This is a genomic window from Paenibacillus terreus (genome assembly GCF_042138595.1).
Taxonomy (GTDB): Bacteria; Bacillota; Bacilli; order Paenibacillales; family Paenibacillaceae; genus Paenibacillus; species Paenibacillus terreus.
In genome coordinates, this window is sequence record NZ_JBHIRX010000001.1 from 173,078 (window position 1) to 189,141 (window position 16,064).

Sequence of the window (16,064 nt, forward strand, 5' to 3'; positions counted from 1 at the left end):
TGCCACGCAAGAGGCGGCAAGGAGGTTGACAAGATGGCCAAAAGCGACGAGCTTGTCCGGTATATTACGGAGCAGGTCGTAAAATATATGGAACTGCCCCGTGATGTCCGGCGTGCCCGGAGAATGGAGAAAGAACCGTGGCGGACGCGCTGGTTCGGCATGCTTCCGTTCTCATTCTCCATGTGGCTCAAATCTTCGCGCAGCGAAGACAGAAAACAGAAGGCGGGAAGATAGTCCCAACCGACAAGCCCGGGTCCGGATATGGAGCGGGCTATTCGGTCTGCAATGATTCATTTTTCCTCGATTGTATAAAATGCGCCTGCAGCCGCAAGGCGGTTAAACGGCAGGTAACGTGTAGTTAGACCGGTATAATTCGTCCGTATATAAAGGCTTTCGGGTGCAGTATGATTCCCTGAGGCCCATTGCTGGTATCCGTTCACGGTAAAAGGAGAATTAAATACATAATTAAGCCCTTGAGCGCTGTAAATCATCATCATGTTGGGAGATGCTTGCAGCGCTTCTTCAAATTCACGGCCGCTGTGAAGTGAAAGCGGTTTTTGCTTCAGCCAAGCCAGGTCCGTATAAGGGCTGGCGTCCGCCGGGGCGGAATCGGTAACAATCAAAGCGATATCTGTAAGCGGTGAGGCTGTACCGGCAGAACTTGTACCGGTAGAGCCTGCCTGTTTAAGTTTATTTCTCCAGCCGGGTTCCCCCAGGGGCAAATCCTGTCCGGTAAAAGCGTCTATGTATAAGAGGGGCTCCCCAGCAGGGGATTGGATCTTCCAATAAGCGAGCGCAGGCTCCTCATACACGGGTGTCACCCGGATCTTGTCCATGGTGGTCTGATCCGCCGCCGCGAGCGATTGCAGGACAGGCTGCAATATATTCAGACTGAAGGGAGGAAGGCTGCCGGAGCCGTATTCATTTAACTTGAAAGAACCGTCCTTGTTCTGGGTTATGATCATATAACCCGCAGGCTCTCCCGCGTCCTGCACCAGTACGAGCCAGGAGTGTGTGCCCGGACCCAGCGGGTTGTAGGTTAAATCGGCGTTCTCCCAGCCTCTAAACTGCGGTTGACTGGCCAGCGAGGCGCGGGCTGCTTCGGCCGTGAGCTTCACAGCCTTTGGTGCGGCACTGCCGGAAGAGGCTTGTCTTGAGAGGCTGCCGATATCACTTTTGCTGTCTGCGTCAGGCTGACTTTGACGGGGCTGGACATCTGACAGCTTTGCCGCCACACTGGAGGAGACAATAGCTTGTCCATCCGTTTCTGCACGGACGGGCAGGGAGCACAGCCCAGCCGCTGTAAAAGCGATGATGGCCGCAGCGACAAGTCCCATCCCTTTGCCGGATGCGCTTCTGCGTTTCATTGGATTTCCACCTCTTTCATATACATTTCTGCAAAGTGTCGTATGATAAGCATAAACCGGGCGCAGCGAGAAGACTGCTGCTTGCTGTCGCCGGACGGGCCATAAAGAAAGGCACATACTGCTGTCGATTTAAAGATACAAGCGTCTTACGACAGCAAACGAAAGGCCGGAATCGCACGAATGGTGGCATCCGGCAGCCGGCTCCGTTGAATTTTGAAAGGTTATGTCCTCAGCGGAGATGGAAGAGCCCGCAGTTAATTGCGGAAATTTGCACCTTCGGCTCATACTGCCAGGACATTTCCTGACGGCGCGCGCTGTGCTGCTCCTGCACAGCCGTCCGTTTGGCTTCGTCGGGTTCCTTCAGCAAATCCTCGTAATACAGGTCGATGACCGCCAGCTCTTCAGTCAGGCGTTCTCTCGCCAGCTCCGACCACTGGTAATCCCGCTCCCGGATCTCCTCCAGCAGATAGGCTTCCAGCTGTGCCGCCGCCGCTGCAAGCGGCAGCTTGGCTGTCGGAATATGCATATTGCCTGCAAGCTGCGGGCTGAGCTCCTTGCCGGCCAGCAGCTTGCCGAAGTCCCCCTGAATCTGGCCAGTCCGCATGGAAATGCCGAGAAAGTGCAGTTCTTCCCGCTTCAGGTCGCAGACAAATTCCACCTTGAAGCATACGCCCAGCCAGGTCTCATACTTTACCGGCCTGCGCGCGTCGAGCTGCTCGGGCCCGGCCTGCTCGAACAGGTTGACATAACGCCCTCCTTCGCGGGCTGCGGCAAAAATCTGCTGCAGCCTTCTGCTGCCAAAGCTGACATCCTCGCGCAGAATCCGGTTCGGACCGAGCTGAGGCAAAGCCGGGGCCGCTCCGAAATAACGGGCAACCAGCCCGTTCGGATCTGGATTGGCGGCTGCGGGAGTGCTGTTCTGCTGCAGCTGCTCATATGCAGCCGGATCAAACACAAACGTATACGACATCGTTTCCGCCGGCACCCCGGTACGTTCAACATAGCTCCAGTAATACGGCCGGTTCGTCAGCGCTTTATCCGCCTCGGGAGACAGCTTGACGGTGACATGTGCCGGTGACTTTTCAATAATGCTGCAGCCGGTGGAGCGAAGGTAAGCCATTACATAACGCAGGATCTCGTCAGGACTCATGGACAAGTTAACGTTCTCCTTTCATATGTCAGCTGTGGCCTTCCCGCTCTACCTCCTGTTTGATGGAATCAAGGGAACGGCCGAGGGAATGCAGTTTGCTGCGGATTTCTTCTTCACTGCCGGACTCCAGCATAATTTTGTACAGGCTTTTTTCAATGGACTCGCGCTGCTCGAGCCGTTCGAGAATGACGTCCAGGCCGCCGATGACCCGCTCGAACATATTGATTTTTTCATGCAGCAGGTTCAGGATATGCTCTTCAATCGTGCCTGTCGTGGACAGGTTGTAAATGTGGACATCGTTCTGCTGGCCCAGCCTGTGCACCCGGCCGATCCGCTGCTCGACCCGCATGGGGTTCCAGGGAAGATCAAAGTTGATCATCTGGTTGCAGAACTGCAGGTTGATTCCTTCGCCACCGGCTTCGGTCGCAATCATGACCTGCACCCGCCCGCGAAAGAGGTCCATCATCCAGTCTTTGCGTCCCCGGTTCATTCCCCCGCGATAAGGGACGGCCGTAAGCCCGCGTTCCCTGAAGTAGTTCAGCAGATATTCCTGGGTAGCCCGGTATTCCGTGAAAATAATAACTTTATCATTCATTTCGCGGATCAGCTCAAGCGTCTTTTCCGCCTTGGTATTGGATTTGACCGCTTTGATCGCCGCGACAAGATCCCAGATGCGGTCGCGTAGCGGGGAGTCCGGCGCCAGCTTTTTGGCGAGATTGACGAGGGTGATGAACACCGCATCACGGCTGCTGCACACTTCCCGCTGCAGCGTCACCATAGAGAGCATGCTGCTCAGATTGCCGCCATTTGCCTGATACTGATCTTTAACGAAGGAGGTGACTCCGTCGTACAGATTCTGTTCATCAGGCGATAGCGCCAGGTTGATGTTGGATACATTCCTTTTTGTAAATTGCACGGGTCCTTCTCCACGCCGGTTGCGGATCATGACCTTGGCCAATTCGTCTTTTAGCTGCTCCTCGTTCTTGGGCAGACGCTTGTCGACTACGAAGTTGGCCGCGAAATCTCCCTGTCTGCCGAGCTGTCCGGGCTTGAGCAGGTTGATCAGATTAAAAAGCTCGGATAAATCGTTCTGTACGGGTGTCGCCGTCAGCAGCAGGCAGTATTTTTTGCGCAGCTTGGTAATGAACTGGTAGTTGGTCGTTTTTTTGTTCTTCAGCTTGTGGGCCTCGTCAATGATCAGCAAATCATAATCCGTATCCAGCAAAATATCACAATGCGGCTCCCGCTTGGCTGTATCCATAGAAGCAACGACCACATCGGAGTACCAGGAATGGGCTTTCTTCTGGGCGACGGCCGGGATGCCGAATTTGTGGTTCAGCTCCCGGACCCACTGCAGCACCAGCGAAGCGGGAACCAGAATCAGCACTTTGGATGCGAGGCCGCGAATAAGATATTCTTTCAGAATCATGCCGGCTTCGATTGTTTTGCCAAGTCCGACTTCGTCGGCGAGAATGGCGCGTCCGGACATTTCGAACAGTACCTTCCGGGCCGTGTCCAACTGGTGCGGCAGGGGGGTCAGCCCCTGCAGATGCTTGAGACACTGAAGCTCATCAAAGCTTGGTACGATGTTGGCCTCCTCGGCTTCAATAGCGAGCCTGAACAGCTCCCAGTCCCCCCAGGGCCCTCCTTTGCGCACTCTGGCGTCCAGCTCCTCTGCCCACGAACGGTCGAAATGGACGGGGACAGGCAGCTCATGCGGGGAAGTTGGAACAGCAGTTGAATTTGTCGATGGTCTCACAATCGATCCTCCTTCCTGAGGCTAATGGCAGGATACTCGTAGGTATTAGTATGGACCTAAAGCAGAAAGTTCATAACATAGCAGCGGAAGAATGACAGGGAAGCTCTATTAGATGAAGTGTTTTTTTCTCTTCAGCAGATGAATTGCAACCACGATCAACAAAGGAATGGTGAATCCGGTCAGCTTCCAAAGAGGCAGGATTACCGTGATGTGCTCCGTCAATCTTGTTTCGCTTCTGTGTAAAATAAAAGCACATATCATATTGATAAAAGTTAACGGAAATATGAGTAATTTCTCATCCTTTAATTTACATATACGTACGATTAATTGATTTAATATGAAAAGAATAATGCAAGCTTTCATGTAAGAACCTACGATTAAGGCTATCCCAACAATAAATTCTACCCGCTGAATAATAGGCTCTATATCAATCATTCGTGCAACCTCTACCATCGAATACTTTCTTTCCCCGGCTAGGGGTCCGAAGACAAGAATGGTTGATATCGTGACCGCAATCAATGTGATCACGCTGATACCAAACACAATAATCAGCTTTTTATGCAAATCCCGGGTCGGACGACGAACAAAAGGAAGAAGCAGGGCGAGTAAGACCGGTTCTGCGTGGGTGAAACCATATGAAAGGTAGGCGCCATGAAGTACAGGTTTGATTCCGTCAGGAAGAATAGGCAGAAGAAATTCGCTGTGATAATTAGGAAAGGACAACAACATCGTTAAGAAGATGAACAGCATCACGATGATGATTAAAATGGTAAACATTCTGCTCATGACTTCAATCCCTGCACGTACAGTTATGGCCACTGTGGTGAAGATAAAGATATCGAATACGTATTGGGGAGTTTCCCTCATTAAAGAACTGTTAGCATATTTGCCTACTTCAAATACGATATCCGTACTCATTTCAAACAAAAGTGAAATAAACGGGATAAGAATAATAATGGCGGGCCAGGTTCCCAAAACAGCTTGGCTATATTCATTAAAAGATTGTCCGGGATATTCCTTATCCAAGTAAAGGACAAGCAGCAATTGAATCATGGCAACCGCGCCGGAGAGCAGCAGAGATATCCACACACCGTTATGGGCGAATCCAATTAACGGACCGGGAAGGTTTACACTAGCTGAGCCAGTCAAATAAACAAAAAACAATACGATCAATTGTTGTTGACTAATGATCTGCTTATTCATAAAGATTATGCGGCTCCTTTTCTACGAATATTTTTCTAAATACTCGACAATGCTATGACCCCAATCTTTATACAGCCATAATGCAATGTCATGAAGAATAGGCATTCCAAATTCCCCAACATACTCAATACCAAGATAAATGGAGACAATAACGGTTACTTCATATGCGATCTTGTCGCGCAGTGCCATTTTCTTTATTTTGGCAAGATTATAGAGCGTCATTAACAAATAACTCGACATGACAACCATCATTTTTTCAGCCATTCGTTCGTGCTCCTTCGCTACCTGTCCATCGAAAGTGGTTTTGGTGATGCAGTTCCGCTATTCTTTATTTCAACTTTTACTTTAATGTCGAATTGAGTATCAGCGAAACGCTCACCCCAATTCCGCTTCCACCGTTTCCATAGAGCTGGATCTTTACGATAAATCCGGTCTCCTAATCCAATGAGGTCTAATTTCTTTTGGGTCATTCGGTTCAAAGTTTTTCTTAGAGATTGTTCAATTGTCCGAGCAGCGGCTTCAGTAAATTTTTTTTCATCTTCCGGAGTTTTTAATTTCGTGCATCTCATTTCACCAAGAGCTCCTGAGAGCTTAACGAATATTTGAAGTTTGACTGCTTCACCTTCAATTTGTGGTTTTAGTTTGGAATGGATGGATAATACTTCAAGGGAATTGTCGCTTGCATTGCCCGAATCGCGTTGTATTTCGCACGGAACGCGGATAATTCCACCCTTGTACTGACTAAGCAACATATGTATCATTCGTGAATCTTGAGCAGAAACGATCCCCTTCCATTTTCCTTTTTTTAAGACTGCCATTCCGTTAGCAACCAGCTCTTCTCCTTTTTCTCCGACTTTTGTGATGTAAGGAACTAACGAAATCCCCGTCTGGCTGCGAAGTCCGAGGAAAAGATCAAGTAAAGAAGTTTCGGTCGTTTTGTAATTTCCTTGATTGGAATATTTTGTGATTTGCATTAATTGTTGACTTTCTGTTTTTTCGATTAAGGGCTTCATCTTCAAATATTGCGCTGCTTTCCCTTGGGCAATAAAAAACGAAGAACTAAGTCTAGCCTCGTGATCCCGGTAAAAGAAATCCAAAAGCTGACCGACAGAATAAATTTGTACTAACTGATCTTCTATAATGATAGCCTTCAAATGACTCCATTGCCCTTTGCGTCCTGTATGAAGGATAATATCCCGAATCCCGTCAAACATCGTATTACCCTTAGTTTTCACATTGATATAGGATATACTTCCGCCTTGTTTTCCTTCTGAACCACCAGAATGTAGGGGTTTGTATACTTGCATGGTAAGATCAACCATTCCATGGTCGGCTTTATCGACAGCAAGCCCTAAGACAAAACACCTGTCCGTAAGTTCTGACTTATCCCAGCAACCCGGCAGCAATAGAACGCAGACCATCATACAGCCGGCAACTGCAATTTTCCGCATCATAAAGCCTTCTTTCAATAAAATTGCCTTTTATTTTTTAGATCCGAATATCAGCTTGCTGCGTGGTGAACGCAGTAAAATTTTTAACGGGGCACGAATGAGCGTATCCAATAATTGTTTAGGTTGAAGAGGAGCCAAAGGGGTTAGATATGGCTGCCCAAGGGATCTGAGACTCGTTAAATGCAGCAAGATCCAGAGAAAACCTATCATCAGACCGAATCCGCCCAGGACTGTGCTTAAAATCATGAGTGGAATCTTTAAAATTCTTAAAGCGGTAGCCATGTTGTATTGAGGAATGGCAAAAGAAGCAATTCCGGTTAATGCAACGACCACGACCATCGTTGGGGAGGCAATACCTGCAGATATGGCCGCTTCACCAATAACGAGAGCGCCGACAATACTAATTGTCGCGCCAATCTGTCTTGGTAATCGCGCTCCGGCTTCCCGAAGAAGTTCAAAGAAAAATTCCATGATAGCTGCTTCAACAAATGCAGGGAAAGGAATCCCTTCACGCGCATTCATGATGGCAAGTAAAAGGACGGTAGGAATCAATTCCGGATGAAAAGTCGTTAAAGCAATATACATGCTGGGCAAGCTTAAAGCCATAAAAAATGCAACGATCCTCATCAGGCGAATTAGAGAGGACATTATACTTCTTTGGTAAAAGTCTTCCGAGGATTGATACATTTCTGTAAAAAGTCCCGGACATATTAAAATCGAACCTGTACCCTCGACAACTATGATGATTTTGCCATCCAACAAAGCCGCCGTAGCAGTATCCGGCCGTTCTGTATAGCGGTATTGAGGGAACGGAGAATAAGTCGAATCCTCAATCCACTCTTCAATAAAAGAGGAATCAAGAACATTGACTTGCTTCATTCCGGAAATTCGCTTTTTTAACTCAGCTAAGACCTCCAAGTTAACTGCATTTATCAAATAAGCGATATTAATTTCAGTTTTGGTTTCTGCTCCAAGCGTAAATCTTTCTAATTTAAAATTAGGCGTTTTTAGCCGCTGCCGTAACATACCGATATTCTTTTGCAAATTTTCAACTGTACTCTCGCGGGGTCCATGAACCACGGATTCTGCGTTCGGTTCGGTCACTTGCCTGGTTATTAGTGAAGCCATTTTGTAAGATAAAGCTTGGTCCCAGCCATTAAAAAAGATAACAAGATGTCCTGTAACAATATCATCAATGGTTTCCTTCAAATTGTTTACAAGCTTGGCATATTGTGAAGAAACACCGTGGTTGCTGAAAAAGCGAATTACATCTTCGGGAGTGACAGAATTTATAGGGTTTTCTTCGGGGGGAACAAGGTCCTGAAGCGATGCTTTCATAAAATTTAATGTTTTATTCTCGAATAACGTTTCGAAATAAACGGAAAATGCTGTGTGCCGGAGCTCCGGTCCAAAGTGCCATTGAAAAACGGATAGATCGGCGCAGTCTTCAAAACGCGTTTTGATCCACTTTAAATTAGATTCCAAAACGGGTGAAATCGGCTGGATATCCGTTTCTGAACGAGTCCCGGAAAAGCTCGTCTGGTTCACGCTGTTAACCTCCTGAAGTAAAAACTATGGTTAGATTATTTCCAGCTCAATTTGGACTCATTCATGCTGTTCGAAGCTTTTTTAATATTGAACCGGGCTTAGGCTTTTTAATCCGTAAAGTCATTTATCTTTATGGTACACAAGGTAAGTTGAAATCGATGGCTAAAGGCGCCTATTCTCATGTTTTATCCGTGTTATGGTCTAAATACCCACGCACTACAGTACCGTTTTAGATATGATAAGGTATCACTCGGATTTAGGAGTGAGTTTTCATTGATGGAGGTGACTTTGAGATGTCTTATGCAGGATCTTGTTCTTGCGGCGGTATTCGCCCGTTCACAAGCACTGGAATAATTCTGGTCCTTTTCATCTTGCTGGTAATTATTAGCCGTACTTTCTTCCTGTAATATATAACTTTCGACAATTTGATATGTACTGTTTTAAGCACTCGCGCCGGAGAGCGGAAGCGCAACCGTTACGTGTGTGGCTTCGTACACGATGGATTGATCCATAGAATAGGAATACCATCTAAAAAAATCGGCCTTGTTCGCATTGCTTGCGAAGGGGCCGATTTTTAATTCGTTTTTGGATTTACTTATTTCAATTTTCCTGCACGGATGTCGTCTGTCGGCGTTTTCCAAAAACGTGATATCAGCAAATTCTGGAACAACCTGAACCAGGCAATGAGAAATCTTTGCTGTGGCTTCGGGTTTTTTTATAGCTTTATGACCCGGCAGCGTGGCTGGCTTAAAAAATGACAACGCTTTCTTAAGAAGATGGCTTTTAAAGACTACAGCATTTCAGACGGCATTAAGGGGATCTTTACCAGCGAGTGGGTCGGTCTTAGCGCTTTCGGGCTTTCCGGCACGGCGTATATACTTCATCCTCCTGCAGCAGGAGGATTTTGTTTTTTCCTTCAATTGGTTACTTCTTATTTCCCGAAAGTGGGCGTTTAACCCAGACCTATAAAATTGGTTTGCCATATATTAATTACAGCTTGCCGGGCAGCAAAGCACAAATGTCTATCGAAGTACCTTCAAAGTCGACAGATCTCGTTTAACGGAAGTTATTCATGCGATCTCAGGAAGCTTGCGTTTCAAGGTTTATACTTTCCGAGCTCTAAAAAAAGGAGGAGTGTTATGAACAGGCTCTTGGTTGCAGGCAACCGCTCGGTTCTAAAGTTTCTAATTCCCTCTTTGCTTCAGGCCATTCCCGAACCGTTCTCGATCATAATTACAGAGGACTGCTCGTCCTCTCAAACCGAGCTGGATGAAGAAATGAATGAAGTGCTGAATGGGAAGCAACCTGACGGAAGGATCGTGATAATAAAGAAAGATGAAATGTCATGGAGAGAGCTAGTACAGCCATTTCATTTTGTTTTATTTGCTTCAGTAAACAACAAACTTGAGCTTTACCATGAAATTTACAGTTGCTGCATAGAGGAGCAAAAGGTCCTCCTGCCTTTAACGTTTACGCACGAATACGGAATTCTTGGTCCAACTACAATAGAAGAAACTGATGCATCCTGGGAATCCTGTTGGCGGCGTCTGCATGTGCAAAACCGGGTGTCCCCTGCTCCCGCGCCAACGATTTTAAATATGATGTCTCATATAACATCCTGTTACGTGGAACGGCATCTGAGAACCGGCATTCCTGAACTGCAAAACAGTGTCTATATCTTGAGTGCAGATCCAATCCGCGGGCAAATCCATTCCTTTTTCAAACACCCTTTGACAGTTCAGCATATTCCGCTTTCCGGCTGGTCCCCCCTCCACATTCCCTTCAAGCAGGAGCAAAGCAGTATGATTGAGGAACAATTACAAGATTATCTTACGGGGCTTGTCTCTTCCCGCACTGGAGTTTTTTATTCCCTTGAAGAAAGCTCCTTTGATCAGCTTCCGCTTTCTTTATGCAGCATACAGACAGCGGATCCCCTCGCCGATGGTCCTTCCACGACGCTTCCAATCATGATTCATGCAGGAATTGATCATCATGAGGCGAGGAGAGAAGCAGGCTTATCGGGACTGGAAAGATATATGTCCAGCCTATGCAATCATCTCTTTGCAAATCAAATGCCAAATACTTATGTAGGTGTGGGAACGACTGGTTCAGAGGCGGCAGGACGCGGATTGCAGTCCCTGCTTCAAAGTGAATTGGACTATTTGTATCAAGGGGTTATTCCAGCAGCAGTTCCGTTTGAACCGTCTAAACTCCATGATCTGCGCAGTAAATATTATCTTGAATCCTTGAGGGCTTTAGCAGAGGATCTGGTTTTAGGATACAGTGAAGATTTATATCCTCACATCCCTATTGTCTGGGTTCGTTCCAACGGAACCTGGTATTATGCTATCGATTTAAATCCCACTTTGGCATTACGCCGTGTATTGGCTGAAGCTCTTCGACATATCCAGACGGGACATAGACGGTCAGACAGCATTTCATTCAAAACGATTTCGCTTGCCGGTCAACCAAAACAGATATGTCTGCCGGAAGCCGGCACCAGTTACTGTGCACAAGATATTGAAGACATATTGTCTGTATTGCATCCATTTCAGGTTCTGGTCACCAATTTGGCAGTAGAACCTTTTTTGAAGGAACTTGTGGTATACGGAGTACGCCTGAGCAAGGAGGTCTGCAAATGAATGTGCAAGGTGTGCAGCATGCCCGAAATAAAATACTAATTATTGGAGACGGGAAGCTGGCTGAGCTCGTGCATGATCAGTTAAAAGAAAGTTATTCTGTTGTCCGGCAGTCCATGATGCCAATGGACACGTCAGAGTTTAAGCTCGCGCTGATTTTGCAGGATGACTGGAATCCTGATTTACTGCACCGGACGGAGGAACAGACTCGGCAACAGGGCATTGCCTGGATTACCGGTTATATAACACAAGAGGAGGGGGTCATTGGGCCGCTTAACCGCCCCGGGATTCCAGGGTGCTCGCAATGCGCTGAATACAGGCTTCTAAATGCCGGCCGTGAAAGAGAGGAAATCCTGAACTCCCAGCTTAGTTTGCTTCTTCATGGAAAAATTGTACGGGATAAGCCCCTTCAAGATTGTGAAATCAGACCAATGGCTTGCTTCATTTCGGAAGAGGCCGACAAATACATTACAGGAAGAAGCAGTGGATTAGAAGGACGGATATATCTCCTGAATATGAAAACAATGGAAATCAACACACATCGCTTTCTCCCTGATCCAACATGCACAAGCTGCGGGCAATTGCCGGAGGATTCTCCCCAATTGGCTGTGCCTGTATTCGGTGCAAGCCAGAAAGCCGGCTCACACAGCTATCGCTGCATTCCTGAGGCTGAACTGGAGCGGGACTTATTAACGACCTATTTTGATGAAAGAACAGGTGTGCTAAGTCAAAAAATGAGTATACCCGCATCCATTTTTGCTGAGGTGGCTATGAGAGTCCCTTCACCTTCCGGGGATGAAATCGTTGGCGGAAAATCATTGTCCTTTAAATCAAGCGAAACGGTAGCAGCCCTCGAAGGGCTGGAACGACTGTGCGGCACATCGCCCCGCGGCAAAAAAAACGTCGTTTTTGCCAGTTATCGCGAGCTTGGGGAAGATGCAATAAATCCGGCTGAGGCAGGCACCTATTCGCAAGAGCAATACTCCATGCCGGACTTTCCCTATCAACCTTTTGATCCTGATCTTCCTGTTCCTTGGGTATGGGGATATTCCTTTTCAAAGCAAAAGCCGATTCTTGTGCCCGAGCAGTTAGCCTATTACAGTGGAACTGCCGGTTTTGTTCATGAATTTTCCAACGGATGCGCATTGGGGGGGAGCCTGGCAGAAGCTATTTTTCACGGTATTCTGGAGATCGTTGAACGTGATTCGTTTTTGATGACCTGGTATGCTCAGCTGCCGCTTCCCCTCCTTGAACCGTCCGCAAACCAAGACAGCATGGTGCAGCTTATGATGGAGCGAATGAGATTTGTTGCCGGCTATGATGTATTCTTCTATAACTCGACTATGGAGCATGGCATTCCCAGTGTCTGGGCTGTTGCAAAAAACAGAAAGCAGGGGGGACCCAATCTTCTATGTTCCGCAGGAGCACACGTGGATATCAACCGTGCAATTAAAAGTGCTTTATTTGAGTTGGCAGGTGCTATTCCAAGATTCGAAGCAGAGTACAAAATCCGACAGGATGAAATTTTAGACATGTTTAATGACCCGTATCAAGTTCAGTACATGGAGGATCATGCCCTCCTGTATTGTTTGCCTCAAACTGAAGAACGTTTATCCTTTTTGCTTGAAAATAAAGGGGCAAAATCTTCGGTTGCTCAATTCCCCCCTCTCACAACATATGTGGATATGGTTGACGAGTTATATGCTCTTATGGAGAAGCTTCGGAAAATTGGTCTTGATATCATTGTAGTCGATCAGACTTCTCCCGAGATTTCTGTAAAAGGGTTGCACTGTGTAAAGGTATTGATACCAGGTATGCTGCCCATGACATTTGGGTATCATTTGACCAGGCTCGAGGGATTGGACCGGGTGCTGCGTGTTCCTGCAGAGCTCGGGCATACAACAAAGAGGCTGACGAGAGAAGAGTTAAACAAGCATCCCCATCCTTTTTTGTAAAATGATTTAAAACTTGATAAGTTTGTATCAATCGCTTAAAATACTGAATAAACGTTCAGTGTTTTGAGCGATTTTGTTTTATCAGCACCAAAAGGGGTGGGGCAAGTGTGAATAAAAAGAAGCAGCAAACCGAACAGACGAAAAAAAGGATCGCTGATGCAGCCAAGGCACTATTTGTCCAAAAAGGCTACAAGGCTACGTCCATCGAAGATATTGTGAAAGCGACAGGGTGCAGCCCTGGCAACATTTATTATCACTTCAAGAGCAAGGAAGGGCTGTTTCTTCAATTAATTGAAGATTGGAACAGGGAATGGGAAGAAACCTGGGCGACCAAGGAATCTCTGTACCCGACAGCGACCGATAAATTGTATGGTATGGCCGAGCATTTGGCTGACGATCAGCTGAACCATCCGCTGACCAAGGCTGTTGATGAATTTTTCAACAATTCGGAGAAAACCCCGGACATCGATGAGCGCATGAACGAAATGGTCAAAGGTTATATTGCTTTCAATCGCCAGCTGCTGCAAAAAGGGATTGATGACGGTGAATTCAAAGCTGCGAATGTAACCGGACTTGCAATTATCCTGGATAGTCTGATGATAGGCTTAAATCAATATGCCCGGGGAATGGAACAACAGGAAGCGTTGGCGACTTACCGGTTAGCGATGGATGTTTTTTTACATGGCATTGCGAAGCCGGGGAGCTAACCTTTTTTTTCACTGCTATCTAGAATGAAAATTCAGTGTTGACGTGACTATGGGGGAAACAACATGACATTATTGTTAAAAAATCGGGGAGCACTGCTGATCCTGATGCTCAATCTTTTGCTTGTCTTCACGGGGATCGGGCTTATTATCCCGATTATGCCCAAGTTCATGGAGAATTTGGGGATTACGGGCGGCATTGTCGGTCTGCTCGTAGCAGCCTTTTCGTTAACACAGCTGCTTTTTTCACCGCTGGCAGGGCGGCTGGCCGATACTTATGGAAGGAAAAAGATGATCGTCATCGGCATGCTTATTTTTGCCCTTTCCGAAGGATTATTCGGGATTACAAGCTCTACATGGGTGATGTTTTTGGCGCGGATGCTCGGAGGAATCAGTGCCGCTATGATCATGCCAGCTGTCATGGCTTATGCGGCAGATGTCACCACAAAAGAGGAACGGGCCGCTGGAATGGGTTATATTAACGCCGCCATTACAACCGGCTTTATTATCGGTCCCGGTATCGGGGGATATATTGCCGAGTTTGGAATCCGGGTGCCTTTTTATGCTGCGGCAGCGGCGGCTATCATCGCAGCTTGTATCAATTACTTTATCCTCCCGGAATCCAGGGCGGTAGAGGAATCAGCATCAGAGGCTCCAGCTTTAGAGAAGCATCAGAGTGGCGGTCTTCTTACTCAATTGCGATACGCTTATCGGGAGCCATATTTTTTAAGCTTGATCATCGTTTTTGTCATGTCCTTTGGGCTCGCTAATTTTGAGACTGTCTTCGGATTGTTTGTTGATCAAAAATTTGGGTTCGAGCCTAAAGATATCGCCTTTATTATTACGTTTGGCTCCATAGCCGGTGCTGTGGTTCAGGCCACAGCTTTCAGCTGGATATTGAAACGCTTTGGCGATAAACGTGTCATATCGGTTTGCCTTTTCTTTGCCAGTCTGTTTATTCTTCTGACGTTATTCGTGCATAAATTCTGGCTGATTTTTGCCGTGACGTTCGTTATTTTCCTGGCGATTGACATTTTACGTCCGGCGATCAGTACGCAAATGTCCATGGTTGCGAAGGATCAGCAGGGTTATGTTGCAGGTCTTAACTCAGCCTTTACGAGTCTCGGTAATATTATCGGGCCCATTGTAGCCGGGTTTCTGTTTGATCTGAATATCAATTACCCATACACATTTGCTTGTATGATCCTGCTTATCTGTTTCTTTTTAACGCTTAAAAGACGTGCTATGCAGGGGGCCAATACAGCTTTATAGGATAGATCAAGTCGGAAGCACAATCCTGTAGAAATCAAAGTGGACGAAAAAAAGCAGCCGGACCGGACAAGGATGAACCCCTTGCCCTGGTCCGGTTTTCGATTTTTGTTGCTTTTGGGAGAGATCCCGTTATCCTATGTCTTACTTATCGTTTTCAGCTTCTTCGATATCTTTAATTGTCGTTTTCGTGAGATCTGCATTTGCAAAATCTTCTGTGTCAGGAAGCACCAGATCGAACTCGGACAGCTGCTGGATTTCAACTGCCGCGCTGTCAAATTTCACGTCGAGGATATGGCCGCCCTTCGTCCTATCATCCGAAAGAAAATGCATATGAAAACCCGGAACTTGAATCGTTGAAGCATAATTCGGAGTGTAGAAGCCGATAATGGTGCCTTCCACATCATGATCCTCGAAGACGGTTTGATGCGGGGTAACCTCCGTAAAAGGAGGATAAGGACGAGTCTGCTTTGGTACGGATCTATTTTTAATATAGTCGATTTTGCCATGTATTTTGATGGCATAGAAGTGATTCTTGTTATCGAAATTCGCTTTGAGCTTCTCGGAGAAATCCTGAAAGTCCTTTACGTTGGAAAGAGTCACCTTCTTCTTCGCATCGAATTTAGTAGTGACTGCAAAAGGAGTTTTCATTTTCCCATCCAACTCTTTCACTTGACCATTGCTGCTAACTTGATAGAATTTGTTGTCCAATTGAATCAATTCGCCGTCGAGACCATTCAGTGTTCCCAGCCCCATATTTCCATGCGTATTGAGTTCCTGCAAGGTCATTTCGCCATCATACTGGCCCTGCATAATCGCATTGATCGTGGAGTACTGGAACAACTTGTCCTGATAGCGCCCGTTTCTGCCTGATGCCGCGAAGGCAACAGAAGTAAACAACAGTGCTGTGAGGAGAAAAACAGAGAATGCAGTAAGCTTCTTTTTCATAAGCTACCTCCAAGTTAGTATTTATAGCAAAATGAAAGATTCCCGGGGGGATTCTGTCATTAAACTATCAT

14 protein-coding genes are annotated in these 16,064 nt (G+C 46.7%); 5 read left to right on the forward strand and 9 right to left on the reverse strand.

Annotated features, from left to right (window positions below; genetic code table 11):
- The first annotated feature begins 33 nt into the window (after positions 1–33).
- On the forward strand, positions 34–234 hold the full coding sequence (locus ACE5KN_RS00830; protein ID WP_375525057.1) for a YqzE family protein: 201 nt from the start codon (positions 34–36) through the stop codon (positions 232–234).
- A gap of 56 nt (positions 235–290) precedes the next feature.
- Here ACE5KN_RS00830 and ACE5KN_RS00835 read toward each other — a convergent pair whose 3' ends face one another.
- The 8 genes from ACE5KN_RS00835 to ACE5KN_RS00870 all read right to left on the reverse strand — a co-directional run bounded on the left by ACE5KN_RS00835 (position 291) and on the right by ACE5KN_RS00870 (position 9,239).
- A complete protein-coding gene (locus ACE5KN_RS00835; RefSeq protein ID WP_375525058.1) occupies positions 291–1,367 on the reverse strand; it encodes a hypothetical protein in 1,077 nt (358 codons plus the stop codon).
- A gap of 229 nt (positions 1,368–1,596) precedes the next feature.
- A complete protein-coding gene (locus ACE5KN_RS00840; protein ID WP_375525059.1) occupies positions 1,597–2,523 on the reverse strand; it encodes a YqhG family protein in 927 nt (308 codons plus the stop codon).
- A gap of 22 nt (positions 2,524–2,545) precedes the next feature.
- Complete coding sequence (locus ACE5KN_RS00845; protein ID WP_375525060.1) at positions 2,546–4,276, reverse strand: DEAD/DEAH box helicase; 1,731 nt, start codon at positions 4,274–4,276, stop codon at positions 2,546–2,548.
- 108 nt (positions 4,277–4,384) lie between these two features.
- Complete coding sequence (locus ACE5KN_RS00850; protein WP_375525061.1) at positions 4,385–5,479, reverse strand: GerAB/ArcD/ProY family transporter; 1,095 nt, start codon at positions 5,477–5,479, stop codon at positions 4,385–4,387.
- A 21-nt stretch (positions 5,480–5,500) separates the two neighbouring features.
- Entirely contained in the window at positions 5,501–5,743 is a 243-nt protein-coding gene (locus tag ACE5KN_RS00855; protein WP_375525062.1) for a hypothetical protein, read from the reverse strand.
- 17 nt (positions 5,744–5,760) lie between these two features.
- Complete coding sequence (locus tag ACE5KN_RS00860) at positions 5,761–6,930, reverse strand: Ger(x)C family spore germination protein (RefSeq protein WP_375525063.1); 1,170 nt, start codon at positions 6,928–6,930, stop codon at positions 5,761–5,763.
- A gap of 30 nt (positions 6,931–6,960) precedes the next feature.
- The gene (locus ACE5KN_RS00865; protein ID WP_375525064.1) at positions 6,961–8,478 is read right to left on the reverse strand and encodes a spore germination protein; all 1,518 of its coding nucleotides are present in this window, start codon (positions 8,476–8,478) and stop codon (positions 6,961–6,963) included.
- 440 nt (positions 8,479–8,918) lie between these two features.
- Entirely contained in the window at positions 8,919–9,239 is a 321-nt protein-coding gene (locus tag ACE5KN_RS00870) for a hypothetical protein (RefSeq protein WP_375525065.1), read from the reverse strand.
- A 435-nt stretch (positions 9,240–9,674) separates the two neighbouring features.
- On the opposite strand from ACE5KN_RS00870, the gene ACE5KN_RS00875 reads away from it, so the two are divergent.
- The 4 genes from ACE5KN_RS00875 (at position 9,675) to ACE5KN_RS00890 (ending at position 15,048) form a co-directional block, all read left to right on the forward strand.
- Complete coding sequence (locus ACE5KN_RS00875) at positions 9,675–11,120, forward strand: hypothetical protein (protein WP_375525067.1); 1,446 nt, start codon at positions 9,675–9,677, stop codon at positions 11,118–11,120.
- Positions 11,117–13,072 carry a TOMM precursor leader peptide-binding protein gene (locus ACE5KN_RS00880; protein WP_375525068.1) on the forward strand — a complete coding sequence of 652 codons (1,956 nt, stop codon included), beginning with the start codon at positions 11,117–11,119 and terminating at the stop codon, positions 13,070–13,072. Before ACE5KN_RS00875 ends, ACE5KN_RS00880 begins: the two co-directional genes overlap by 4 nt.
- A 107-nt stretch (positions 13,073–13,179) precedes the next feature.
- Positions 13,180–13,779, forward strand: coding sequence for a TetR/AcrR family transcriptional regulator (locus ACE5KN_RS00885; RefSeq protein WP_375525069.1), 600 nt, complete (start codon positions 13,180–13,182; stop codon positions 13,777–13,779).
- Between the two features lie 63 nt (positions 13,780–13,842).
- Entirely contained in the window at positions 13,843–15,048 is a 1,206-nt protein-coding gene (locus ACE5KN_RS00890; RefSeq protein WP_375525070.1) for an MFS transporter, read from the forward strand.
- A gap of 141 nt (positions 15,049–15,189) precedes the next feature.
- Here ACE5KN_RS00890 and budA read toward each other — a convergent pair whose 3' ends face one another.
- Positions 15,190–15,993: an acetolactate decarboxylase gene (budA, locus tag ACE5KN_RS00895; protein WP_375525071.1), complete on the reverse strand. Its 804-nt coding sequence runs from the start codon at positions 15,991–15,993 to the stop codon at positions 15,190–15,192.
- Positions 15,994–16,064: the final 71 nt, after the last annotated feature.